At 74.2% G+C, this 23879-nt stretch carries 25 protein-coding genes; 9 read left to right on the top strand and 16 right to left on the bottom strand.

Annotation, left to right across the window (positions count from 1 at the left end; genetic code table 11):
- The first annotated feature begins 94 nt into the window (after window positions 1–94).
- The 4 genes from APR03_RS08905 to APR03_RS08920 all read left to right on the top strand — a co-directional run bounded on the left by APR03_RS08905 (window position 95) and on the right by APR03_RS08920 (window position 4028).
- On the top strand, window positions 95–874 hold the full coding sequence (locus APR03_RS08905) for a helix-turn-helix domain-containing protein (protein WP_253834810.1): 780 nt from the start codon (window positions 95–97) through the stop codon (window positions 872–874).
- A 113-nt stretch (window positions 875–987) separates the two neighbouring features.
- Window positions 988–1587, top strand: a complete 600-nt coding sequence (locus tag APR03_RS08910) for a biotin transporter BioY (RefSeq protein ID WP_253834815.1) — start codon at window positions 988–990, stop codon at window positions 1585–1587.
- A gap of 194 nt (window positions 1588–1781) precedes the next feature.
- Window positions 1782–3086 carry a Glu/Leu/Phe/Val family dehydrogenase gene (locus tag APR03_RS08915; protein ID WP_253834817.1) on the top strand — a complete coding sequence of 435 codons (1305 nt, stop codon included), beginning with the start codon at window positions 1782–1784 and terminating at the stop codon, window positions 3084–3086.
- Window positions 3087–3185: 99 nt separating this feature from the next.
- Window positions 3186–4028, top strand: coding sequence for a putative protein N(5)-glutamine methyltransferase (locus APR03_RS08920; RefSeq protein WP_253834819.1), 843 nt, complete (start codon window positions 3186–3188; stop codon window positions 4026–4028).
- Between the two features lie 99 nt (window positions 4029–4127).
- Here the strand turns inward: APR03_RS08920 and hemQ are convergent, their stop codons facing one another.
- The 3 genes from hemQ to APR03_RS08935 form a co-directional block, all read right to left on the bottom strand.
- Window positions 4128–4877, bottom strand: coding sequence for a hydrogen peroxide-dependent heme synthase (gene hemQ, locus APR03_RS08925; RefSeq protein WP_253834821.1), 750 nt, complete (start codon window positions 4875–4877; stop codon window positions 4128–4130).
- 34 nt (window positions 4878–4911) lie between these two features.
- Window positions 4912–6066, bottom strand: a complete 1155-nt coding sequence (locus APR03_RS08930; RefSeq protein WP_253834823.1) for a ferrochelatase — start codon at window positions 6064–6066, stop codon at window positions 4912–4914.
- Between the two features lie 116 nt (window positions 6067–6182).
- Window positions 6183–7073: a LysR family transcriptional regulator gene (locus APR03_RS08935; protein WP_253834825.1), complete on the bottom strand. Its 891-nt coding sequence runs from the start codon at window positions 7071–7073 to the stop codon at window positions 6183–6185.
- Between the two features lie 73 nt (window positions 7074–7146).
- Here APR03_RS08935 and APR03_RS08940 point away from each other — a divergent pair, with 73 nt between their 5' ends.
- Window positions 7147–8394: an MFS transporter gene (locus APR03_RS08940; protein WP_253834828.1), complete on the top strand. Its 1248-nt coding sequence runs from the start codon at window positions 7147–7149 to the stop codon at window positions 8392–8394.
- Here APR03_RS08940 and APR03_RS08945 read toward each other — a convergent pair.
- Together APR03_RS08945 and ald are read right to left on the bottom strand one after the other, a co-directional pair.
- Window positions 8363–9514 (bottom strand): glycerate kinase, encoded by a 1152-nt coding sequence (locus tag APR03_RS08945; protein ID WP_253834832.1) that lies wholly within the window; start codon window positions 9512–9514, stop codon window positions 8363–8365. The genes APR03_RS08940 and APR03_RS08945 overlap by 32 nt on opposite strands.
- A gap of 26 nt (window positions 9515–9540) precedes the next feature.
- Window positions 9541–10659: an alanine dehydrogenase gene (gene ald, locus APR03_RS08950; protein ID WP_253834833.1), complete on the bottom strand. Its 1119-nt coding sequence runs from the start codon at window positions 10657–10659 to the stop codon at window positions 9541–9543.
- An 86-nt stretch (window positions 10660–10745) separates the two neighbouring features.
- Between ald and APR03_RS08955 the strand changes: the two genes are divergently transcribed.
- A complete protein-coding gene (locus APR03_RS08955) occupies window positions 10746–11642 on the top strand; it encodes a LysR substrate-binding domain-containing protein (RefSeq protein WP_253834834.1) in 897 nt (298 codons plus the stop codon).
- A 35-nt stretch (window positions 11643–11677) separates the two neighbouring features.
- Here the strand turns inward: APR03_RS08955 and APR03_RS08960 are convergent, their stop codons facing one another.
- Window positions 11678–12145: a MarR family winged helix-turn-helix transcriptional regulator gene (locus APR03_RS08960; protein WP_253834843.1), complete on the bottom strand. Its 468-nt coding sequence runs from the start codon at window positions 12143–12145 to the stop codon at window positions 11678–11680.
- 134 nt (window positions 12146–12279) lie between these two features.
- Window positions 12280–13041, bottom strand: coding sequence for an isoprenyl transferase (locus APR03_RS08965; RefSeq protein ID WP_253834844.1), 762 nt, complete (start codon window positions 13039–13041; stop codon window positions 12280–12282).
- A gap of 283 nt (window positions 13042–13324) precedes the next feature.
- Between APR03_RS08965 and trhA the strand changes: the two genes are divergently transcribed.
- Window positions 13325–14110 carry a PAQR family membrane homeostasis protein TrhA gene (gene trhA / locus APR03_RS08970; protein WP_372494814.1) on the top strand — a complete coding sequence of 262 codons (786 nt, stop codon included), beginning with the start codon at window positions 13325–13327 and terminating at the stop codon, window positions 14108–14110.
- A 28-nt stretch (window positions 14111–14138) separates the two neighbouring features.
- On the opposite strand, the gene APR03_RS08975 is transcribed toward trhA, so the two are convergent.
- The 4 genes from APR03_RS08975 to mca all read right to left on the bottom strand — a co-directional run bounded on the left by APR03_RS08975 (window position 14139) and on the right by mca (window position 17394).
- Complete coding sequence (locus APR03_RS08975; protein WP_253834845.1) at window positions 14139–15215, bottom strand: nucleoside hydrolase; 1077 nt, start codon at window positions 15213–15215, stop codon at window positions 14139–14141.
- Window positions 15216–15300: 85 nt separating this feature from the next.
- Complete coding sequence (locus APR03_RS08980) at window positions 15301–16152, bottom strand: carbon-nitrogen hydrolase family protein (RefSeq protein ID WP_253834846.1); 852 nt, start codon at window positions 16150–16152, stop codon at window positions 15301–15303.
- Window positions 16145–16510: a hypothetical protein gene (locus tag APR03_RS08985; protein WP_253834848.1), complete on the bottom strand. Its 366-nt coding sequence runs from the start codon at window positions 16508–16510 to the stop codon at window positions 16145–16147. The genes APR03_RS08980 and APR03_RS08985 overlap by 8 nt, the downstream gene beginning before the upstream one ends.
- Window positions 16507–17394: a mycothiol conjugate amidase Mca gene (gene mca / locus APR03_RS08990; protein WP_253835426.1), complete on the bottom strand. Its 888-nt coding sequence runs from the start codon at window positions 17392–17394 to the stop codon at window positions 16507–16509. The genes APR03_RS08985 and mca overlap by 4 nt, the downstream gene beginning before the upstream one ends.
- Before the next feature lie 156 nt (window positions 17395–17550).
- Between mca and APR03_RS08995 the strand changes: the two genes are divergently transcribed.
- A complete protein-coding gene (locus APR03_RS08995) occupies window positions 17551–18069 on the top strand; it encodes a DUF4307 domain-containing protein (RefSeq protein ID WP_253834854.1) in 519 nt (172 codons plus the stop codon).
- 206 nt (window positions 18070–18275) lie between these two features.
- Window positions 18276–18758: a transcription elongation factor GreA gene (gene greA / locus APR03_RS09000; RefSeq protein WP_253834858.1), complete on the top strand. Its 483-nt coding sequence runs from the start codon at window positions 18276–18278 to the stop codon at window positions 18756–18758.
- Window positions 18759–18790: 32 nt separating this feature from the next.
- On the opposite strand, the gene APR03_RS09005 is transcribed toward greA, so the two are convergent.
- From APR03_RS09005 to APR03_RS09025, 5 genes are all read right to left on the bottom strand, one after another.
- Window positions 18791–20107, bottom strand: coding sequence for an RNA polymerase sigma factor (locus tag APR03_RS09005; RefSeq protein ID WP_253834860.1), 1317 nt, complete (start codon window positions 20105–20107; stop codon window positions 18791–18793).
- Window positions 20104–20472 (bottom strand): YciI family protein, encoded by a 369-nt coding sequence (locus tag APR03_RS09010; RefSeq protein WP_253834866.1) that lies wholly within the window; start codon window positions 20470–20472, stop codon window positions 20104–20106. Before APR03_RS09010 ends, APR03_RS09005 begins: the two co-directional genes overlap by 4 nt.
- Before the next feature lie 108 nt (window positions 20473–20580).
- Window positions 20581–21840: a threonine ammonia-lyase gene (ilvA, locus tag APR03_RS09015; protein WP_372494815.1), complete on the bottom strand. Its 1260-nt coding sequence runs from the start codon at window positions 21838–21840 to the stop codon at window positions 20581–20583.
- A gap of 29 nt (window positions 21841–21869) precedes the next feature.
- Window positions 21870–23132 carry an AI-2E family transporter gene (locus tag APR03_RS09020; protein WP_253834870.1) on the bottom strand — a complete coding sequence of 421 codons (1263 nt, stop codon included), beginning with the start codon at window positions 23130–23132 and terminating at the stop codon, window positions 21870–21872.
- A 141-nt stretch (window positions 23133–23273) separates the two neighbouring features.
- Window positions 23274–23873 carry a YdeI/OmpD-associated family protein gene (locus tag APR03_RS09025; RefSeq protein WP_253834872.1) on the bottom strand — a complete coding sequence of 200 codons (600 nt, stop codon included), beginning with the start codon at window positions 23871–23873 and terminating at the stop codon, window positions 23274–23276.
- Window positions 23874–23879 lie beyond the last annotated feature (6 nt).

The following is a 23879-nucleotide window of genomic DNA, read 5'->3' on the forward strand; positions in this document are numbered from 1 at the left end:
GCATGTATTGGCAGGATCACTCGCTATCCGCACCGGTTTTCGCCAAGGCCCGCGCCGCCTGCCGGCCGGGCGCACCAGTAGCATCGGAGGCGCGATGAGCAACACGTCGAACGGCGCGGCTCGGCCGGAGGCGACGGCCCTGCTGGCAGCGCTGAACCCTGCCATGGTCGCCCTCATGGACGAGCTGTCCGGCGTCATGTTCTGCGCCAAGGACGCCGCCGGGCGGTACGTGGTGGTCAACCAGGTGTTCGTGGGGCGCACCCGCGAGCGCTCGCGGCGCGACGTGATCGGCAAGCGGGCAGTGGACCTGTTCGTGCCCGAGCTGGCCGAACGCTACGAGAGCCAGGACGAGCTGGTGCGCACCACCGACCGGCCGCTGCGTGGCGAGCTCGAGCTCATCCGGCACGTCGGCGGGGCGCCGGGCTGGTTCCTCACCTCCAAGCTGCCGCTGCACGACGAGTCGGGCGCCTACGTGGGACTGGTGTCCGTGTCGCAGGACCTGCGCTCGGGCGACGCCGACGACGCGACCATCCAGGCCATGGCCCGGCTCCGCGGGCAGATCGAGGAGCTGCTGGAGCACGGCGAGGTGCCCTCCGTGGCCGACCTCGCCGTGCTGGCGGGCTGCGCCCCCGCCTCGCTGGACCGGCGGGTGCGGCGTGTGTTCGGCCTCTCGCCGCGCCAGCTCGTGCTGCGGCTGCGGGTCGACCGCGCGGCCCACCTGCTCACCACCAGCGCCGTGCCGCTCGCGGACGTCGCCGCCGCCGCGGGCTTCTACGACCAGCCCTCGTTCACGCGCACGTTCGCGCGGCTGACCGGCGAGACGCCGTCGTCGTTCCGGAGCCGGTCGCGCCGTGACCGGCCGCGCCCCGCGTGAGCCCGGGGTGCGGGTGAGATCGTTTCGTTGAGGGATCCCCACAACGAACACCGGACAACCCAGGCGAGCCGGGACCACGACGCGGTCCGGCGCCGCCGCTTAGCCTCGACGGTATGACGACCCTCGCCTTCCCTCTGGTCCCGCGCTCCAACCCGCGCCGCGTGCTGGCCGACCTGCTGCCGGGCACTGTCGCACGCGACATCGCCCTCGTCGTGGGCGTCGCCGCGCTCACCGCCCTCGCGGCCCAGCTCCGCATCCCCGTCCCCGGCCTGCCCGTGCCCGTCACCGGTCAGACGTTCGCCGTGCTGCTCGGCGCTGCGGCGATCGGGCCGGTGCGCGGCGCGCTCGCGCAGGCGCTGTACCTCGCGGTCGGCCTGGTCGGCCTGCCGGTCTTCACCGGGGGCGCGGCCGGCGTGGAGGTCCTGTTCGGCGCGTCGGGCGGCTACATCGTCGGCTTCGTCGTGGCGAGCATCGTCGTGGGCGCCCTCGCCCGCCGGGGCCTGGACCGCGGCGTGCTCGGCACCGTCCTGGCCTACGCGGCCGGCACGGCCACGATCTACGCGATCGGCGTGCCGTGGCTCGCGGTCACCACGGGCATGGCCCCGGGCGCGGCGCTCATGGCGGGCGCCGTCGTCTTCCTCGTGGGCGACGCGATCAAGGCCGTGCTGGCCGGCGTCGTGCTGCCGGGGGCCTGGAAGCTCACCGAGCGCTGACCCCGCGGGCCTCCGCGACACCGCGCGGAGGCCCGTGCCGGCCCCCTCACCGGAAGTTCTCCGGTCACACACACCGCCGTCGGGCATTCACCCGTATCGAAGCGATACGGTTGATGCCGAGGCGCAAACCCCGCGCCGCGCAACCCGCGCCCCTGCCCCCACCGGACAGGCGCCGTTCTCCCCGGAGGACCCACGTGACGACGACAACGACGTCAGTTCCCCCTGCACCCAGCTTCGCCCCGTCCGACACGCCCGAGGAGGGGTCCGCCCTCGCGACCGCGCACGCGCAGCTCGCCACGGCGGCCGAGATCCTCGGCTACGACGAGGGCCTGCACCGGATGCTCGCCACCCCGCGCCGCGAGATCCACGTCGCGGTGCCCCTGCGCCGCGACACGGGCGAGACCGTGCTGTTCCACGGTTTCCGCGTGCAGCACAACGTCAGCCTCGGCCCGGGCAAGGGCGGCCTGCGCTACCACCCGTCCGTCGACGTCGACGAGGTGCGCGCGCTGGCCATGTGGATGACCTGGAAGTGCGCGGTGGTCAACCTGCCGTACGGCGGCGCCAAGGGCGGCGTCGCCATCGACCCCCGCGGCTACTCGCAGTCCGAGCTGGAGCGCGTGACCCGCCGGTACACGTCGGAGATCATGCCGATGATCGGCCCGGACACCGACATCATGGCCCCCGACATGGGTACCGACGCCCAGACCATGGCCTGGGTGATGGACACCTACTCGGTCAACCGCGGCTACACCATCCCCGCGGTGGTCACCGGCAAGCCGCTGGCCGTCGGCGGCTCGCTGGGCCGCGGCACGGCGACGTCGGCGGGCATCGTGCACGTCACGAGCGCCGCCCTCGCGGAGGCCGGCGTACCGCTCGCCAAGGTGTCCGTCGCCATCCAGGGCTTCGGCAAGGTGGGCTCGCACGCCGCCGAGATCTTCGCCGCGCGCGGCGCGCGCGTCGTTGCGGTCAGCGACCAGTACGGCGGCATCCGGGCCGACGACGGCCTCGACGTCCCCCGCCTCATGGAGCACGTGCAGCGCACCGGCTCCGTGGTGGGCTTCGACGGCGCCGACCCGGTGTCCAACACCGAGCTGCTCGCGCTCGACGTCGACGTGCTGGTGCCCGCCGCGATCGAGGGCGTGCTCGACGAGACCACGGCGGGCTCCGTCAAGGCCCGCTGGGTGGTCGAGGGCGCCAACGGTCCGACGACGGCGGCCGGCGACGCCCTGCTCGCGAAGAACGACGTCACCGTGGTGCCCGACGTGCTCGCGAACGCCGGCGGCGTGGTGGTCTCGTACTTCGAGTGGGTCCAGGCCAACCAGACCTACTGGTGGACCGAGCAGGAGATCGCGGACAAGCTGGAGCACCGCATGACCACCGCCTACGCGGAGGTGTCGGCGCTGGCCAAGCGCGAGGGCCTGTCCCTGCGCGACGCCGCCCTGGTGATCGGCGTCAAGCGGGTCGCCGAGGCCCACCAGATCCGGGGCCTCTACCCCTGACCTGCAGTTCTGCGGTCGGCTGCGAGAAGGACCCGGGGTACCGGTTCCGCACGGGACCGGTACCCCGGGTCGTTCTCGTCGTCGCCTAGGCTTCCCCGCGTGACTGAGCTTGTCGCGCGGCTGCGGGCCGCCGGGTGTGTGTTCGCCGAGGACGAGGCGCGGATCCTCCTCGAGGCCGCCGGGGGCGACGCCGGCCGCCTGGAGGAGCTGACGTCGGCCCGGGTCTCCGGCCTGCCGCTGGAGCACCTGGTGGGTTGGGCCGAGCTCGACGGCCGGCGATGGATCGTGGCACCCGGCGTCTTCGTCCCCCGGCAGCGCTCCGAGCTGCTCGTCCGCGAGGCCGCCGCCCGGGCCCTGGCCGACGCCGGGCCGCCGCGTGCGGTCGGCGCACCGGTGCTGCTGGTCGACCTGTGCTGCGGCTGCGGTGCGCTCGGCGGAGCTGTCGCCGCCCGGCTGCTGTCCGCGGGGCACGACGTCGAGCTGCACTCCGCGGACCTCGACCCCGCGGCCGTGGCCTGCGCGCACGACAACCTGACGGCGCTGGCCGGGGAGCATGCGGGGCCCGGTCGGCTCACGGCGTCGGCCTGCGCGGGCGACCTCGCCGGGCCGTTGCCGCAGGGGGTCCGCGGGCGGGTCGACGTCGTCGTCGCGAACGCGCCCTACGTACCGACCGTGGCCATCGGGACGATGCCGCCCGAGGCCCGCGACCACGAGCCGCAGGCCGCGCTCGACGGCGGCGACGACGGGCTGGCGATCCTGCGCCGCGTGATCGACCTGGCACCGACGCTGCTGCGCCCGGGCGGCCACCTGCTGATCGAGACGGGCGAGAGCCAGGTGAGCGCCGCCGCCGGGCACATGGTGGCCGCGGGGCTGCTCCCGACCGTCCTGGAGGACGACGACCTGGGCGCGACGGCCCTGGCCGGCACCCGCCCGCGCCGGTGACGGGCCACCGGTCCGCCGCCCTTCGAGACCGAGGTTGCTCCGCTCCGGGGCGGCCCAGAGCGAAGCAACCTCGGTCTCGAAGAGGGGCGGGGCCCGGTGTCAGCTCAGGGGCTGGCGGTCCGCCCAGTCGGCGAGGGTCGTGCGCGGGCCCGTGAAGAACGGGACCTCCTCGCGCACGTGCCGGCGGGCCTCGGTCGCCCGCAGGTCGCGCATGAGGTCGACGATGCGGTGCAGCTCGTCCGCCTCGAACGCCAGGATCCACTCGTAGTCGCCCAGCGCGAACGCCGAGACGGTGTTGGCGCGCACGTCCTTGTAGCCCGCGGCCGCCATGCCGTGGTCGCGCAGCATCGTGCGGCGCTCGGCGTCGGGCAGCAGGTACCAGTCGTAGGACCGCACGAACGGGTAGACGCACAGGTAGTCGCGCGGCGTCTCGCCCGCCAGGAACGCGGGCACGTGCCCGCGGTTGAACTCGGCGGGGCGGTGCAGCGCCGCGACCGACCACACCGGCTCCAGCGACCGGCCCAGCTCCGAGGCGCGCAGCCGCTGGTAGGCGCCCTGCACGGACTCGATCGACGGGCCGTGGGTCCACAGCATGAGGTCGGCGTCGGAGCGCAGGCCCCCCACGTCGTACCAGCCGCGCGTCACGAGGTCGCCCGACGTCGCCGCCGGGTCGGAGCCCCCGCCGACGGCGGACTCGGCCTCGGCGACGACGGCCTTGCGCTCGGCGTCGTCGGCCGGGAGCGTCTCGGTCACGGAGAAGACGGAGAACATCGTGTACCGGATGCCCTCGTTGATCGCCGCCGTGTCGATCTCGTGGCCGGTGTCTCCGTGGACGTGGTGGTCGTTCATGTGCTGCCTCTCGGTCACGGCCGCGTCAGCGGCCTCAGGAGTTCAGGTCGGTGCCGCACAGCGCCGGGATGCCGCTCGGCTCGCCGTCGCGCCGCAGGCAGCAGCCCGGTGCGCACACCGAGCGGAAGGCCGGGAGCGACCCCACGGTCGCCTCGGTGACGGGCTCGTCGCGGGCCAGGGCGGCGCGCTCCAGCAGGAGGTCGACCAGGCCGCGGACGAACGGCGCCCGCGTGCCGACGGTGCCGGCGCGCACCGCGGTGACGCCCAGCTCCTTGGCCGTGGCCAGCGCCTCGGTGTCGAGGTCGTACGCGACCTCCATGTGGTCGGAGATGAAGCCGATCGGCGACAGCACCACGTCGCGCACGCCGTCGGCGGCCAGCGCCTCCAGGTGGTCGTTCACGTCCGGCTCGAGCCACGGCTGGCTCGGCGGGCCCGAGCGCGAGCAGTAGGCCAGGTCCCAGGGCACCTCGTGCCCGAGCCGCTCGGCGACGCGCGCCGCCACGACCTGCGCCAGGTCCAGGTGCTGCTGGGAGTACGTGGCGTGCGAGACGCGCGACGCCGCTTCCATGGTGTCCGGGATCGAGTGCGTGACGAACACGAGCCGCGCGGCCGCGCCGGAGCCGCCGTTCGCCTCGAGGTCGGCGTAGGCCTCGACGACGGCGTCGACGTTGGCCTCGGCGAACCCGGGGTGGTTGAAGTAGGAGCGGATCTTGTCGAACTGCACACCCGTGGACCCGTCGGGGCCGAGCTGACCGCGCTCGTCGAGCGTGACCGCGAGGTCCTCGCGGTACTGGCGGCAGCCGGAGTACGAGGAGAAGGCGCTGGTCACGAGCGCGACGGCCCGCTGGGCGCCGATCTTCTCCAGCTCGTCCACCGCGTCGTTCGTGTACGGCTCCCAGTTGCGGTTGCCCCAGACCACCGGCAGGTCGATGTTCCGCTCCGCGAGCTCCGCCTCGAGCGCCGCCTTCAGCGCGAGGTTCTGCTCGTTGATCGGGCTCTTGCCCCCGAACCCGTAGTAGTGCTCGCCCACCTCTTCGAGCCGCTCGTCGGGGATGCCCTTGCCCGCCGTGACGTTGCGCAGGAACGGCACCACGTCCTCGGGCTTGTTCGGGCCGCCGAAGGAGTACAGCAGCAGGGCGTCGTACGGCGCGGCGGCGTGCGCCGCGGACTGGGGGATGTTGGCGGGCATGCCTCCATCCTTCCACCGTCCCGGGGCGCGGCACGCCCGGAGGCGGACGAACGGGACGTGACATCGATGCGACGCGCTGTCAGAACGCGCTGCCGGACGCGGGACGGAACGCCAGGTCAGAACACCAGGTCGGCACTCCCGCGCACCCCACCCGCCCCGAGCCGTGCGCGCAGCCCGGGCAGGGCGCCCAGCAGCAGCTCCGGTGCCGGGCTGCGCGTCACCATCGACATGGTCACGCGCCCGCGCACGGGCGCGGGCACGGTCCGGTCCCCCGGGGCGGCGTACCAGCGCGCCACCATGTCCGGGACGACGGCGGCGCACCGCCGATCGCGTGCCGTCCGCACCGCGGCCTCGGCCGTCGCGCCGGGCCGGGCCTGCGCGCCGAGCTCGGTGAGCCGGCGGTGCAGCGCGTCGCCGCTGAGGTCGAGCGGGCAGTAGACCACGGTCTGCCCGGCGTACGGCCGACGGCCCGACCCGGGCTCGGGGGCGCCGTCGGGCAGGAGCGTGACCAGGTCGTGCCGCCCCAGCTCGGTGACCACCAGGCCGCGCGCGATGGGCACCTGCTTGGCGATGCCGGTGAAGGCCGCGTCGAGGGTGCCGCGCTCGACCCACTCCAGCAGCCTCGGCCCGTGGTCCACGACGGGCTGCACCACGACGTCGTCGAGCAGCACGTCGAGCGCCGCGAACAGCGTGCCCGCGATGCTCGGGAACGCGCCGACGGAGACCGTGCGCGACTGGGCCGCCGCGAGCGCCCGCTCGACCATCGCGGCCAGGTGCTCCAGGACGTGCGCGGCCTGCTCGCTGAACTCCCGCCCCGCGGCCGTGGGGCGGGCGCCGGTGGTGTCCCGCTCGAACAGCGCGGTCCCAACGCGCCGCTCGAGCGCCGCGAGCCGCTGGCTGGCCGACGGCTGGCTGACCAGCAGCTCCCGCGCCGCGGCGCCGAGCGACCCGTGCCGGGCGACGGCGTCGACCAGCCGCAGGTCGTCGACCGTGGGGTATGAGCTCATAGCACCAGCCTATGTGCCGTCATGTCCGCCAGCCGTCTACCGCGCGACACCGCGGTCCCCGCACCATGGCGACGTGCGCCATCCTCACCTCGTCACCCTGACCGTCACGACCTTCGTCACCTGGACCGGCCAGCGCGTCACCGCCGTCGCCCTGCCGCTGGTGGCGCTCGAGCAGACGGGCGACGCCTGGACCACGGGGCTGGTGGGCGGCATCGCGGGGCTGCCGCTGCTCACCTCCGGCTGGTGGGGGCGGCGTCTGCGGTCGCGTCTGACGTCGGGCCGCGCGCTGGCGCTCCTGCTCGCCGTGCAGGCGCTCGGGCTCACCCTGGTTCCGGTCGCGGCGGCGACGACGGGCGTCGGCGCCGTGGTGCTGTGCGCCACCGGCCTGGTCACGGGCGCGACCTCGGCCCTTCTCTCCCCCGCGCAGCGCGCCCTGACCGCCGACCTGGCCGAGCTGCCCGGGCACGCCCCGGGCACGGGCGCGCGGGCGCTGGCGTGGCAGGACCTCGGGCACCGCGTGTCGATGGTCTTCGCCCCGGCGCTCGGGGCGTGGCTGCTGGTGGTGTGGGGCACGGAGCCCCTGCTGTGGTGCGAGGCCGGCGCCGTGGCGCTGGCCGCCGGGGCGATGCTGACCGTGCCGGGCGTGGGTGCCGGGGCGCAGGGCGCCGCGGCGGACCGCGCGCCCGAGCCCGCGCCCCCGCTGCGCGCGGTGCTGCGCGGCAACCCGGACCTCGCCGCGGGCCTCGCGCTGGCCGGTGTCGGCGGTTTCACGTGGTTCGCGTTCGCGCTGGGCCTGGCCCTGCTGGGCGCGGACCTCGGCCGGCCGGGCGAGCTGATCGCCACCGGCATGGCGGGCTACGGCGTCGCGACGGTCGCCGGTTCGCTCGTGGCCCCGGCCGTGGTGCACCGGATTCCGCACGTCCCCGCGATCCTGGCGTCCTGGGTGATGTTCGGCCTCGCGTACCTGGCGCTGCCCGTGGCGGCGCCCGACCTGCTGGCGGTGGGCGTGGTGTCCGCGGTGGGCGGCATCACCATGCCGTTCGGCATCGCCGCGCTGAACGCCCTCGTCGTGGACCGGACCACGGGCGCCGGACGGCGGACGGCGTTCACCGCGGAGACGGTGCTGCACGCCGGCGGGGCGTCGGTCGGCCTGCTCGTGGGCGGGGCGTTGATCGGGGCGTTCGGCGCCGGGCCCGTGCTGGTGGTGACCGGCCTGATGCAGGTGCTGGCCGCGGCGGGCGCCGCCGTCTGGCTGCGCGCACGCCCCCGGGAGCCCGCGGTGCCGGCGCTCAGCGCCGCGCGGCCGCCGTCAGGCTCGTGACCGCGGCCGCCAGGTCGCGCAGGCGCGTCCCCGTCCGGGAGATCAGGTCGTCGAGCTCGACGGGGCCGGGCGCGATCGAGAACGCGGCGGCGATCCCGGCGGCCCGCGCCTGCGCCTCCGGCAGCAGCACCTGACCGGCCACGACGACGACCGGCGGCCGCGTGGGCGACGCCGCCGCGAGCCGGGCCACGCCGTCGGCAACCTTGCCGTTGACCGACTGCGAGTCGAACGAGCCCTCGCCCGTGATCACCAGGTCGGCGTCGGCGAGGGCCGCCGGCAGGCCGATCGTCTCGGCGACGAGCACGGCGCCCGGCGTGGTCTCTGCGCCCAGCACGGCGACGAGGCCGGCGGGCACGCCGCCGGCCGCCCCCGCGCCGGGGATCTCGGCCACGGCGTGCCCCGTCTCCCGCTCCAGCACCTGCGCCCAGTGGCGCAGCGCGTCGTCGAGGTACTCGGCCACCCCGTCACGGGCGCCCTTCTGGGGGCCGAAGACGTGCGCGGCGCCGTGCTCGCCGACGAGGGGGTTGGTCACGTCGACCGCGAGGCGCCAGCGCACCTCGCGGGCGCGCGGGTGCAGCCCGGCCAGGTCGAGGGAGGCCACCGACGCGAGGCCCTCGCCGCCGTCCGGCACCTCGCGGCCGTCGGCGTCCAGGAGCCGGGCGCCGAGCCCGGACAGGATGCCGGAGCCGCCGTCGGTGGACGCCGAGCCCCCGAGGCACAGCAGGATCTCGGCGACGCCCGCGTCCAGCGCGGCGCGGGCGACGTCGCCCGTGCCGCGGGTGCTCGCGTGCAACGGCTGGAGCGGCACGTCCGAGACGCCGGGCAGGCCGCTGGCCTCGGCGAGCTCGACGACGGCCGTGCGGCCGTCCGGCGACAGGGCCCAGCGCGCCGTGGTCGGACGGCCGATCGCGTCGACGGTCGTGACGGTCCGCGGCGCACCGCCCCAGACGGCGAGCAGCGCCGTCAGGGTGCCCTCCCCGCCGTCGGCCATGGGCAGGCGCGTGACGACGGCGTCGGGGGCGATGTCCAGCACCCCGTCCGCGACGGCGGACGCGACCTCGGACGCGGACAGGCTGCCCTTGAAGGAGTCGGGGCAGACGACGACACGCAGCGGCTCCACGCGCCGATCGTAGGCGGTCGGGGCGGTCAGGCGGCCAGGATTTCGGCCACCGGGACGACGGCCGTGCCCAGGGCCGCCGCGACGCCCGGGTTGGTGACCTGCCCCGCGTGGGTGTTCAACCCCTGGGCCAGGGCCGCGTCCGCGCGCAGCGCGTCACGCCAGCCGCGGTCGGCGATCGCGGCGACGTACGGCAGGGTCGCGTTGGTCAGCGCCCGGGTCGACGTCGCGGGCACCGCGCCGGGCATGTTGGCCACGCAGTAGTAGAGGGTGTCGTGCACGGCGAAGGTGGGTGCGTCGTGCGTGGTGGGCCGGGAGTGCTCGAAGCAGCCGCCCTGGTCGATCGCGACGTCGACGAGCACGGCGCCCGCGCGCATGGTCTTGACCATCTCGTCGGTGACGAGCCGGGGCGCCGCGGCGCCGGGCACCAGGACGGAGCCGATGACGAGGTCGGCGGACTCGACCTGCTCGGCGACGTCGTAGGTGGTGGAGGCGCGGGTGGCGACGGCGCCACCGAACCGGGCCTCGATCCGGCGCAGCGCGGGCAGCGAGACGTCGAGGACGGTGACGTCGGCGCCCATGCCGAGCGCGTTGGCCGCCGCGTGCTCGCCGGCCACGCCGCCGCCGAGCACCACGACCTTCGCCTTGGGCGTGCCGGGCACCCCGCCCATGAGCACGCCGGTGCCGCCCTGGGGGCGCATGAGGTGGTAGGCGCCGACCTGCGCGGACAGACGCCCGGCGACCTCGCTCATCGGGCTGAGCAGCGGGAGGGACCCGTCCGCGAGCTGCACGGTCTCGTAGGCGACGGCGGTGGTGCCGGCGCCGAGCAGGGCGTCGGCGCAGGGCCGGGAGGCGGCGAGGTGCAGGTAGGTGAAGAGGGTCAGGTCGGACCGCATGAAGCCGTACTCGGGCTCGATGGGCTCCTTCACCTTGACCAGCAGCTCGGCGGAGCCCCAGACCTCGGCGGCCTCGGCGACGACGCGCGCGCCCGCGAGGCGGTAGTCGTCGTCCGCGAAGCCCGACCCCTCCCCGGCGCCGGACTGCACGAGCACGTCGTGGCCACGACGGACCAGCTCGTGCGCACCGGACGGCGTGACCGCCACGCGGTGCTCGTTGTTCTTGGTCTCGGTAGGAACGCCTATGTTCATGGACTGACGGTAGGCACGCGGCGATGTGCGGGTCCAGGACACATTCCCGAATAGAATGTTCGGCTTCCCTGCACAAGAATGCTCGCATGCTGAACCCCTGGCGACTCCGGCTGCTGCACCAGCTCCACCTGCTCGGCACCGTCCGCGCCGTGGCCGAGGCGACCCGTCTGAGCCCCTCCAGCGTGTCCCAGCAGCTCGCGACCCTCGAGGCGGAGACCAGGGTGCAGCTCTTCGAGCGGTCAGGACGGCGCATCCGGCTGACCCCGGCCGGTGTCACGCTCGCGGGCCACGCGTCCGACATCCTCGACCGGATCGCGACGGCGGAGGCCGACCTCGCGGGCCTGTACTCGGAGCCCACCGGCGTGGTGCGCCTCGCGGCGTTCACCAGCGCCTTCCACGGCATCGTCGTCCCCGCGGTGGCCGACCTCGCGGCCGAGCACCCTCGCATCTCGGTACAGCTCACCGAGGCGGAACCCCTGGTCAGCCGGCCCGCCGTCCAGCGGGGCGAGGTCGACGTCGCGGTGTGCGCGGACTTCCCGGACGCCCCCGTACCGCCCGACGCCGACCTGGCGCGCCTGCCCCTGACGGGTGACCGCGTGGTGCTGGTGACGGCGCGCGACACCGCGGCCGGGCCGCGGGGCCGGATCGACCTGGCCGCCCTCGCCGACGAGCCGTGGGCGTTCGAGCATCCCGGCGCGCACCTCGCCGACCTGGCCGAACGCCTCTGCCGCCGGGCAGGGTTCACGCCTCGGACGGTGGCCCGGTTCGAGAGCCACGGGACGCTCCTGAGCCACGTGGAGGCCGGCCTCTCGGTGACGCTCCTGCCGATGCTCGCCGTCCACGACCGGTACGCGGTGCGCACCCTGGACCTCGTGGACCCGCCCCGTCGGGACATCCATCTCGTGACCCGGCGCACCACCCTCGACCGGGCGGCCGTGCGGGTGGTGGTCGACGCCGTGCGGCAGCGCGCGCGGGCGTCCTGAACGACGTCGGCGCAGGTCAGCCGGGTTGTGTCACGTCAGAAGTCGTCGATGTCCGACTGGGCTGCACGGAGGGTCTCCGTCAGCTCGCGCAGGCGCGTCAGCTCGTCGGCGTCCATCGCCGGGGCCACGTAGTGCGCGATGGAGCGCACGTGCCGGCGACCGAGCTCCTTCTGCGTGGCCGAGCCCTCCTCGGTGAGGCTCACGAGCACCCCCCGGCCGTCCTCCGGCGCGGGGTGGCGGCGCACCAGCCCGCGCTTCTCGAGACGCTCCACCATGCGCGACAGCGAGGACTGCGCCATGAGGATGTTCTCGTTGAGCTCCCGGAGCCGGAGCGTCTCCCCCGGCGCCAGCGCGAGCGTGAACAGCACGTCGTACTCGCGCATGCTCAGGTCGCCCCAGATGTCGTCCGCCAGGAGCCGGCGCATCACCGTCACCTGCGCACGGAACAACGACTCCCACGCCTCGGCCGCCTCACGAGCCGACGGCACACGTCGCTCGGTCATCAGCGCGCACTCCGTCTCATTCACGGCACGCTACCTGACTGAACTTTCACTTACCTACCTGGGCCGGTGGTGGTGAATTTCATCATGTGGATTCCGTGTCCGCACGGCTCCCGGAGCGTTCGCGACGGGCGGGCTCAGCGGCCGAGCCGGCGCTCGCGCAGCGAGAAGTCGCGCAGGGCGCGGAGGAAGTCGACCCGGCGGAACGCGGGCCAGTAGGCCTCGCAGAAGTAGAACTCGCTGTGCTGGCTCTGCCACATGAGGAAGCCGCCGATGCGCTGCTCGCCCGAGGTTCGGATGACCAGCTCCGGGTCGGGCTGCCCCTTCGTGTACAGGTGCTCGGCGATGTGCTCGACGTCGATCGACTCGGCGAGGTCGGCCAGCGTCGCGCCGTCCTTGGCTCGCTCGGTGAGGTAGGCGCGCACGGCGTCCGCGATCTCGGTGCGCCCGCCGTAGCCGATCGCCACGTTGACCTGCAGCCCCTTCACGCCGGCCGTCCGGTCGGCCGCGGCCCGCAGGGCCGACGCCAGACGGCCGGGGAGCAGGTCGAGCCGGCCGATGACCCGCAGGCGCCAGCGGCCCGACTCGGCGAGGTCGGTGACCGCGTCCTCGATGATGTCGAGCAGGTTGCTCAGCTCGTCGGCCGACCGGCTCAGGTTGTCCGTCGACAGCATCCACAGCGTGACGACCTCGATGCCCAGGGACTCCGCCCAGCCGAGGAACTCCGCGATCTTGTCGGCGCCCCGCCGGTGGCCCGTCGCCGCCGTCTCCCCGAACGAGCGCGCCCAGCGGCGGTTGCCGTCGAGCATCACGCCGATGTGCCGGGGCAGCGTCGCGCCGTGCAGCGCGGACGCCAGACGTCGCTCGTAGAGGCGGTACAGCGGGCTGGGCAGGCGCACGGATACCTCAGGAGGGCTCGGGGCCGCGGGCGCCGCGAGTCGCGGCCCGCACGGCAGCTCTGACCCGGGTGGATCACCCGGTGGGACGGGGACAAAGGTACCCCTCGATCAGGGGCGCACCCGCGCGCCGGAGCCCTTCGACGGCCCCCGGCGGGCGACTCGCGCCAACCCGGCGCAGGATCTTCACATGGCCGCTGTGGGGCACGCCGAGGGCTAACCTACGCTTGAGTAAGTTACGCAACCGTAGGTAGTGCCCGGAGCCCGGGTACCGAGAGGAGAACATGTGGTAGCTCGAGCAGACGGTCCGCACCGTCCGGCCGACGGCCGCCTCGACGACGTCACGAAGACGGACGGCGCGAAGGCCGACGACAAGGTCACGGGTGCGGTGGACGCCCTCGCGGCGTCCGTGTCCTCGACCGTCGAGAAGGTCGAGCGGGAGATCAAGCCGAGGCTGCGGGGCTGGATCCACGCGGGCACGTTCCCCGTCGCACTGGCCGCGAGCATCGTGCTGATCGCGCTCGCCCCCACGCCGGCCGGCAAGATCTCGGCCTCCGTGTTCGGGCTCAGCGCCTGTCTGCTCTTCGGCATCTCCGCCGTCTACCACCGTGGCAACTGGTCACCTCGCGCCGACGCGGTGCTCCGGCGTCTGGACCACACCAACATCTTCCTCATCATCGCGGGCACGTACACGCCGCTCGCGGTGCTCCTGCTGCCCCCGGACCAGGCGACGGTCCTGCTGATCCTGGTCTGGAGCGGCGCCCTGGTGGGGCTGCTCGCGCGCGTGTTCTGGCTGAACGCGCCCCGCTGGGTCTACGTGCCGGTCTACCTCGCGCTCGGCTGGGTCGCGGTGGCCTACATGGGCCAGTTCTGGGCGACCGGCGGCCCCGCCGTGGTGTGGCTCATCCTGGCCGGCGGCGTGGCCTACACCCTCGGCGCCATCGTCTACGGCACCAAGAAGCCCGACCCCAGCCCGGCGTGGTTCGGCTTCCACGAGATCTTTCACGTGTTCACGGTGCTCGGCTTCGCGTGCCACGTGGTCGCGATCTACCTGGCCAACCTCGCCATCTGAGCCTGACGGCTCTCTGCCGGCCGTGCGCTCAGCGGCCGTTGAGGCCGGCGAGGAACAGGTCCTCGAAGAGGGCGCCGTCCCCCGCCGTGCTCACGTGCTGCGGGGTGCCGTCCGGCACCTCGACCGTGCGCCCCGCCGACGGCCCGCTCCGCACCACGTCGACCGGGCGCACCCGGTAGTCCACGGCCTCACCGGTCACCAGCGACACCGCCGCGAGGGCGTCCCACCAGTACATGACGCCGAGCTCGACGAGCTCGGGCATGCCCGGCTGGGTGACGATCGCATGGACCGTGCGGGCCTCGTACGTCGCGGCCCGCGCGCCCAGCCGGTCGACGTAGGCGGCGGTGATCGGCGCGTGGTCGGTGGCGTCGAGGGCGACGACGCGCACGCGGGCGTGCGGCACCCCGGCCAGCACCCGGTCGGCCGCCCCCGGGTCGATCCACAGGTTGACCTCCTGGGTGTTGTCGAACCCCTCGGTCGTGGACCCGAACAGGTTGCCGCCCACGTCGAACGCGCCGCCCATGACCACGACCCGGCCGAGGCGCCGTTCGACGGTGCGCGGGCTCATCCGGTCGAGGGCTGCCGCAAGGTTGCTCAGCGGGCCGGTGGTCAGCACCGTCACGGGCCGGTGCGCGGCACGGACGGTCCGCGCGATCAGGTCCGCCGCGGGGAGGTCACCCGGTCGGTCGGGCACGTCCGCGTCGTCCAGCGCGCCGCTCAGCACCTGCTCGAACAGCACGCGCGCCTCCGGCGGCGGCTCGTTGACCCACTGCTCGGAACCGTCGGCGACCGGCACGTGCGACAGGCCGCAGCGGTCCAGGATGGTCCGTGCGTGCGTGAGGGAGCGGCCGGGGGTGCCCACGCCGTTGTTGACGACGGTGACCGCACGCAGGTCGACGAGGCCCTGCTTGTCGGCCTGGCAGAGGTACAGGAGCGTGGCCGCGTCGTCGAAGTCCAGGTCGGAGTCGTAGACGACGGGTACGGGCCCGTGGCCGGCGGGCTCCCGGGCCGTCTCGGCCGCCGCGGGCGTCACCGCGCCCCCGGCGAGCCCCAGGGCGAGCGCCCCCGAGGCCAGCACCCGCGCGTGCCTGCGAACGCCCACCATGACTCGCTCCCTCCGACGCCGGACGGAGCCATCGTGGCCGACGGCGCGGCGCGTGCCCACGACCTTCGACGCTGCCCGAAACCCGTCACCGGCCCGCCGGCACCACCGTGTAGCGGCGGTTCGCCAGCGACGGGTTGGCCGCGCGGACCTCGGCGATCGTGGCCGGGTCGAGCTCGACCGTACGGAAGGTCTGCTCCTCGCCCAGCTCCAGGACGACGCCGCCGTCCGGCCCGGCCACGAGCGTGCGGCCCGTGACGCCCGGGCCGGTCATGCCGACCCCCACGACCGCGGCCGTGTTCTCGATGGCCCGGGCCCGCAGCAGCGTGTGCCAGTGGTCGGCCTTGAGCGGGCCCGCGACCCACGCCGCCGGGTACACGAGCACGTCCGCACCCGCGTCGACCAGCCGCCGCGCGGACTCGGGGAAGCGCAGGTCGTAGCAGGTCAGCACGCCGAACGTGAGCCCACCGAGGCGGAGCGTGACAGCGTCGGCGTCGGCCGGCCCGGGCTCCAAACGTTCGGACTCGCGGTAACCGAACGCGTCGTACAGGTGCACCTTGCGGTAGACACCCGCGAGATCGCCCGAGGCGTCCACGACGACCAGGACGTTGACCGCCCGGACGCCGTCGGCCCCGGGGAGCGTGACGCCCGCGACCACGGCGATGCCGCGCTCTGCCGCCTGCTCCCGCAGGAGCGTGACGAACGGGCCGTCGGCCGGCTCCGCGTGCTCGGGGCCGACACCCCGGCGGTCGTACGCGGAGGCGTACTCGGGCAGCACGAGGAGGTCCGCGCCGGCGGCCGCCGCCGCGCCGAACGCGTCCAGGGCGGTCCGGCGGTTGACGGCGTGGTCGCCGGAGACGGCGACCTGGGCGACCGTCACCCGGACGACGCCGCTCACGGCGTCCCCCGGCGTGACGGGAGGGGCGCCCTCGTCAGTCACCCGAACCGCCGCTGCCCCTGTCGGACGATCCTGCGGGTGGAGCATCCGGGCCGCTCGAGCCCGCGTCCCGGCCGTCCGCCTGCCCCGGTGCGGCCTCGTCGGCGCGACGGAAGCTGATGACCTCCGGCTCGGGGACCGGCAGCCCCTGCTGCCGGGCGTTGTGGCCGGTGCGGCGCAGGTGCTTGCTCATGTTCAGGAAGAGCAGCACGCAGGCGACGGCCAGCGCGAAGGTGACGAGGAACCCGATCAGGCCCGGCGAGACCTGCCACTCCTCCAGGCCGGGACGTAGGTTGTCCTCCGTGGGGTTCGGCGAGGGCTCGGTCGCGAACGCGAGCGCCGCCGCTGCCAGGCGGCTCATGCGAGCACCCCCGACCGGACGCCCTCGAACAGGTCGTGCTCGTACTCCCCCGCGGCGCGTTCGGGGAGCGGTACGCGGGACTCCGCGAGCTCGTACTCGTCCCACGGCCACACGTCGGCCTCGAGGTCGCGCGGCACGGCGAAGAAGAACCCGGCGGGGTCGATCTGCGAGGCGTGCGCCGTGAGCGCGGCGTCCCGCTGCGGGAAGTAGTCGGCCACGGGCACCAGCGTGGTCACCTGACGCTCCGGGATCTCCCGCGCGTCGTGGCTCTCGATCCACTCGCCGAACGGCGACTCCAGGCCGGCGCCCTGCATCGCCTCGTGCACGGCACGGAAGCGGGCCATCGAGAAGCCGTGGTTGTAGTAGAGCTTGAGCGGCTGCCACGGCTCGCCCGTGCCCGGGTAGCGGTCCGGGTCGCCCGCGGCGTGGAAGGCCTCGAACGACACCTCGTGGCACTTGATGTGGTCGGGGTGCGGGTACCCGCCCGACGGGTCGTACGTCGTGATGACGTGCGGCCGGAACTCGCGCACCGCCTGGACCAGCGGCGCGGCGGCCTCCTCGAGCGGGACCAGGGCGAAGGACCCCTCGGGCAGCGGCGGCAGCGGGTCTCCCTCGGGCAGGCCCGAGTCCACGAAGCCCAGCCAGCGGTGCCGTACCCCGAGGGCCTCGGTCGCCTGCGCCATCTCCAGGCGACGGACGGCGCGGCGGCCCTCGACCGACTCGAACTCGTGCCCCTGGGGCACCTCGAACGAGGGGTTCAGGATGTCGCCCCGCTCGCCCCCGGTGCACGTCACCACCAGGACCTCCACCCCCTCGGCGGCGTAGCGGGCCGTCGTGGCGGCGCCCTTGCTCGACTCGTCGTCCGGGTGCGCGTGCACCGCCATCAGACGGAGCGGCTCGCGCTCGGGTACGGACACTCGGTCCTCCTGTGTGGGATGCGTACTGGGACACTCGCTCTGGGACAATCGACCCATGGACCATCATGGTCCACGGACAATCTTGCTACGAACCACTGACACCCCGAGCCTGAGCGAGCCGTGATGACCGACCCTGAGAACGCCTCCCCGACCGGCGCCACGCCTCCCGCGGCGGCGCGGACACCGGACCTCGCGGAGCGTTACGGCCGGTCACGACCCGTGCCGCGGGCAGCAGGCCGGCCCGCGGGCGACGACGACCCGTGGGACGAGAGCGACGACGTCCGCCCCCGGCCGAAGCTCTCGGTGGGCGCCCGCGTCGCGGTCGCCACGGCCCTGGCCGCGGGCGTCGCGATCGCCGCGTGGTTCACGATCGTCGACACGCGGCGCGACCCCGTGACCTTCACGGACGTCGGTTTCTCGGTGGCGAGCGCCGAGGAGGTGGACGTCACGTTCGACGTGAGCATGCCGCCGGGCACCGCGGCCGTGTGCACGGTGACCGCCCTGAGCAGGAGCTACGCGGAGGTCGGCGCGGTCGACGTCGAGGTCGGTCCCGCCCAGGAGCGGACCACCCGGCACACCGTGACGATCGCCACCACGGAGCTCGCGACCACCGGCCTCGTCGACCACTGCGACGTGCGCTGAGGGCGCCGAGGGCAAAGGACGTACATAGTCCGCTCACAGCGGAAACCCTGACCGCCATGGCAAAGGTTTCCCAGAAATTGGTATTCTCGTCGTTTCACACGCTGTGTTGACCGGCTGGCGCGCGTGCCCGTTCCGCTCGTTCGGCCGGGACCTGCGCGCTGCCGCAATCTGTGGCTCGACGGAGCAACGACGAAAGGAGAGCCCCCGTGGCCGAAGCCTCTGTCACCTGGCTCACCCAGGAGGCGCACGACAAGCTCAAGGCGGAGCTGGAGCATCTTTCCGGCCCCTACCGGGCGGAGATCACCGAGCGCATCGCCGCTGCCCGCGACGAGGGCGATCTCAAGGAGAACGGCGGCTACCACGCCGCGCGCGAGGAGCAGGCCAAGAACGAGGCACGCATCCTGGAGCTCACCGAGAAGCTCCGGAACGTGCAGGTCGGCACCCCGGCGGACGACGGCAAGGTGGAGCCCGGCATGGTCGTGACGGCGCTGGTCGCCGGCGACGAGATGAACTTCCTCTTCGGTTCGCGCGAGATGGCGGGGTCCACCGACCTCGACGTCTACTCGCCGACGTCGCCGCTGGGCGCCGCCATCGACGGCAAGTCGATCGGCGCCAGGACGAGCTACACGGCACCCAACGGTCGCGACATCACCGTGGAGATCACGGGCGCCAAGCCCTTCCAGGGCTGAGCCCTCCCCGACGGACCTGTCAGACGTACGGATCACTCCGGTGACCTGAGCGTCTGACGGGTCCGTTCTGCGTCGAGGCGCTGCTCGAGCAGGCGGCGGTCGCCCTCGCGGTCCACCCGGGCCAGAGCCCGGTGGTACTCGGTCACCGCCTCGGCGGACCGGCCCGCCCGGCGCAGCAGGTCCGCCCGCGCCGCCGGGAGCAGGTGGTAGGCCGACAGCTCCGGAGCGGAGCCCATGTGGTCGAGCGCGGCCAGGCCCGCCTCCGGCCCGCGGGCCATGCCCACCGCCACCGCACGGTTGAGCGCGACGACGGGCGACCCGGTCATGTCCAGCAGCACGTCGTAGAGCGCCTCGATCTCGGCCCAGTCCGTCTCCTCGGCGGACGGCGCCCGCGCGTGCAGCGCCGCGATCGCCGCCTGCACCTGGTACGGCCCCGCCCGCCGGGCCGCCAGCGCACCGTCCAGCACCGCCAGGCCCTCGGCGATCTCGGCGCGCCGCCACAGCGTCCGGTCCTGCTCCTCGAGGGTGCGCGGCACCTCGCCCGGCGGGCGACCGAGCCGGGCCTCGCGCCGGGCGTGCTGGAGCAGGAGCAGCGCCAGCAGGCCGCGGGCCTCGGGCTCCTCCGGCAGCAGCCGGGCCACGAGACGGGCGGTTCGGAGCGCGTCGTCGGCCAGGGGCCGGCGCGCGGCGACGCCCCCGTCGCCCGTGTCGCCGACTGGTTCGGCCCATGCGTCGTAACCCTCGGTGAAGAGCACGTACAGGACCGCGAGCACCGCGGAGACCCGCTCGTGCAGCAGCTCCGGCGGGGGCACCCGGAAGGAGATGCCCGTGGCCCGGATCTTGCGCCTGGCCCGCGTGAGTCGCTGGGCCATCGTCGTCTCCGGCACGAGGAAGGCCCGGGCCACCTGCGCCGTCGTCATGCCGGTGAGCGAGCGCAGGGTGAGGGCCACCCGGCCCTCCAGCGGTAGCGCGGGGTGGCAGCAGGCGAAGACCAGCCGGAGCAGGTCGCCGTCCGGGTCGTCGACGTCGCTGCCGGGCCAGCCGTCGTCCGGATCCGCCGGAGCCCCGCCGAGGCGTTCGGTCAGGCGGGCGGCCGCCGCCACCTTCCGCGTCTCGACCGCCCGGCGCCGCAGCCGGTCGAGCGCGCGGTTCCGCGCCGTGGTGGTGAGCCAGGCGCCGGGCCGGGCGGGTACGCCGTCGCGCTGCCAGGTACGCAGCGCGACGGCGAAGGCCTCCTGGGTGCAGTCCTCGGCGAGGTCGAGGTCACCCGTGGCGCGTGCGACGGCAGCCAGCACGTGGCCCCACTCGTCGCGGAACGCGGCGGTGACGGCGGCGCCGACGTCGGTCACGCGTCGCCCGGGCCGCCGTCGGCGTCTCCCTCGAGGCCGAGCGGCCAGAAGGGGCGCAGCTCGATCGCGCCGGTGTGGGCCATCGGATGGGCGGCGGCGATCCTGATCGCCTCGTCGAGGTCGGGGGCGTCGAGCACGTCGAAGCCTGCGACGACCTCCTTGGTCTCGGAGAACGGGCCGTCGGTGACGATCACCTCCCCGGCGCGCACCTGGACGCCGACGGCGTCCGCGGGCGGCCGCAGCCGGTCACCGAGCACGGCACGGCCGGCGCCGTAGGTGTCGCGGACCCAGTCCTCGATCGCGGGCACGCCCTCCGGGTCCTGCGGGGCGTCGGGCGTGGACAGGACGAGCATGAGGTAACGCATCGTGGCTCCCTTCCGGGGTGGCGACCCCGGTGTCATGGTCGCGCGGCCGGACGGCCGCGTCACCCTGACGACGAACGGGCGGACGTCCGCACGACACCCGCGCCCCGACTAGAGGGCGACGACCTCGTACCCCTCGGACTCCAGCCGCTCGACGACGGCAGTGCGGTGCTCGGCGCCCTTGGTCTCGAGCTGCAGGTTGACCCAGACCTCGGACACCGAGAGCGACACGTCGGTGCGCGTGTGGTCGACCGCCACGATGTTGGCGCCCGCGGCGGCGATGCTGTCGACGAGCCCGGCCAGCGCGCCCGGCCTGTCCGCGAGCCGCACCTGGAGCTTGAGGTACCGGCCCGCCGCGACGAGACCGTGCTGGACCACCCGGAGCAGCACGAGCGGGTCGATGTTGCCGCCCGAGAGCACCGCGACGACGGGTCCTTCGAACGAGCCGCGCTCGGCCGCCATGATCGCGGCGACACCCGCGGCGCCCGCCGGCTCGACCATCAGCTTGGAACGTTCGAGCACCGCGAGCAGCGCACGGGAGAGCTGGTCCTCGGTGACGGTGCGGACGTCGACGCCCTGCTTCTGCACGATCCCGAAGGGCACGTCGCCCGGCAGGCCGACCGCGATGCCGTCGGCCATCGTCGCGCCCAGCGCGCCCGGCAGCGGCTTGCCCGCCTGCAGCGAGCCCGGGTAGGCCGCGGCCGACGCCGCCTGCACGCCCACCACCTTCACGTGCGGTGCGGCCTCGGCCAGCACCGCGGCGATGCCCGCGACGAGCCCGCCCCCGCCCAGCGGCACGACGACGGTCGCGACGTCCGGCACCTGCTCCAGGATCTCCAGGGCCACGGTGCCCTGACCCGCCACGACGTCCACGTGGTCGAAGGGGTGGATGAGCACCCGGCCCGACCTGGCCGCCTCGACGCGCGCGGCGGCCAGGGCCTCGTCGACCGACGTGCCCACCAGGCGCACCTCGGCCCCGTACCCCCGCGTCGCGGCGACCTTGGGCAGGGCGGCGTCGACGGGCATGTACACGACGGTGTCGATGCCGAGCATGCCGGCCGCGACGGCGACACCCTGTGCGTGGTTGCCGGCGGAGGCCGCCACGACGCCGCGCTCGCGCTCCGCGGCCGACAGCCGGGCGAGCCGCACGTAGGCGCCGCGCACCTTGAACGAGCCCGCACGCTGCAGGTTCTCGCACTTGAGCAGCACCTTCGTGCCCGTGATGGCGGAGAGCGCGCGGCTCTCCGTGACGGGAGTACGGGTGATGACGCCGTCGAGCATCTCTGCCGCGGCACGGGCGTCGGCGGCGGTCACCGTGAGGTGGCCGCCGTAGGACTCCAGGTCGAACGGATCCAGTGGCACAGCGGGCATGGTGCCCGACTGCGGCCCCAGATGCACGTTCAGCGGGCCGGATCGCCCTCCGGCGTGCCCACGCCGTCGACGTCCTCGTCCTCACCGCCGCCGTCGGCGGGCACCGCGACCGGCGACGTCGCCGTCCCGGGCGCACGCCGCAGGCGCAGCGGTATCGGTGGCGCGTCGGCGGCCCGCCAGCGGATGGGCAGCGCGTCCTCGTCGCCGAGCTCGGGGAACTTGTCGTGGCCGTTGAGGTACAGGATCACCGTGTTGAGCACGGCGGCGAGCGGCACCGCGAACAGGGCACCGACGATGCCGGCGGCGTACGACCCGGCGGCCACCGCGAGGATCACCGCGACGGGGTGCAGCGAGACGGCCTGGCCCATGAGGAAGGGCTGCAGGGCGTGCGACTCGATCTGCTGCACGAGCAGCACCACGCCGAGCATGATGAGGGCGGCGACCCACCCGTTCGAGACCAGCACCACGACGACGGCGATCGCGCCGGTCACGATCGCACCGACCACGGGCACGAAGGAACCGACGAACACCAGGATCGCGATCGGCAGCGCCAGGGACGGCACGAAGAAGACCGCACCGATCCCGATGCCGAGGGCGTCGACGGCCGCCACGAGGATCTGCGTGCGCGTGTAGGCGGCCAGCGTGACCGCGCCACGCCGCCCCGCCTGGTTGACCCGCTCCCGGGCCGACTTGGGGAGCAGGCCGACGACCCAGCCCCAGATGCCGCGCGGGTCGTGCAGGAAGAAGAACGTGCAGAACAGCGCGATCAGCGCTCCGACGAGCACGCTGCCCGCCGTGGCCGCCGCGCCCAGGGCACCGCTCACGATGGCGCTCTGCTGGGCCTCGAGCTGGTCGAGGATGTCCTGGCTGTAGCTCTGCAGCTCGTTCTCCAGGCCGAACGTCGCCGAGATCTGCTGCCAGAGCTCGTTGAAGCCCGTGACCGCCTGCGTCCGCAGGTCGGCGAACCCGTTGGCGATGGACTGGCCCGCCAGCGTGATGAGCCCGACCACGACGACGATCAGGCCGATCAGCGAGATGCCCGCCGACAGCCCGCGCGGCACGCGCAGCCGCTCGTTGAGCAGCCGCCGCACCGGCGTCAGCATGATCGTCAGCAGCAGCGCCACCGCGACGGGGACCACGATCGTCTTGAGCAGGGCCAGGAGCCACAGGGCCGCCGCGATGAACGCCCCGATGAGGAGCATGCGCCACGACCAGGACGCGGCGGCGCGGATCGCGGGAGGAACGGCAGCCGTCTCGTCGGTGGGTGGCGCGGTGGTCTGGCCTGACGTCACGCTGGTCTCCTTGCTCTGCGACACGTTCAACTCCTGCTCAACGCCCTGCTCGACACCCTAGGGGAGCACATCCGCCGCACGCCGGCCTGCCCACGCGCCGCACGGAAGGTGCACGGTGCGATCACGATCCCGACAGATCCCTCAGGTCTCGAGCGTCCGCCTCTGGGGGTGCACGGTCTCTCCGCGCTCCAGCATGGCGACGAACTTCGCGATGTTCCGCGCCCGGGTCTCCGGCTTCTTCACGCCGGTGACCCGGAACAGGATCGCGAAGCGGTTCTGCGCCGTGAGGATCTCGAACATGGCGGACGCGCGCGGGCTGGCTGCGAGCGCCTCGGCGAGGTCGGGCGGCACCTCGAAGTTCTTGTTGACCTCGTAGGCGGCCTCCCAGCGGCCGTCGCCGCGGGCCCGGTCGATCTCCGTCTGCCCGCGGGGGCGCATGCGCCCCTCGGCGACCAGGCGTTCCGCGATGCGCACGTTCCGCGCGGACCACCGGCTGCGCTGCCTCCGGGGGCAGTACCGCTGCAGGCTGCTGACGTCGTCCCGGCCGAGCGCCTGGGCGTCGATCCAGCCGCTGCACAGGGCCTCCTCGAGGGCCTGGTCGCGGGTCAGCGTGGTCGGCGCGGCCTTGTCCTTGCGCGCCAGCACCAGCCACACGCCGTCCGAGGAGGACTCGTGCTCGTCGAGCCAGGCGCGCCAGGCGGCGACGTCGGGGAGGAGGATCTGGGGCTCGGTGGTGGCCATGGACGG

Source organism: Promicromonospora thailandica (assembly GCF_024171955.1).
Taxonomy (GTDB): Bacteria; Actinomycetota; Actinomycetes; order Actinomycetales; family Cellulomonadaceae; genus Promicromonospora; species Promicromonospora thailandica.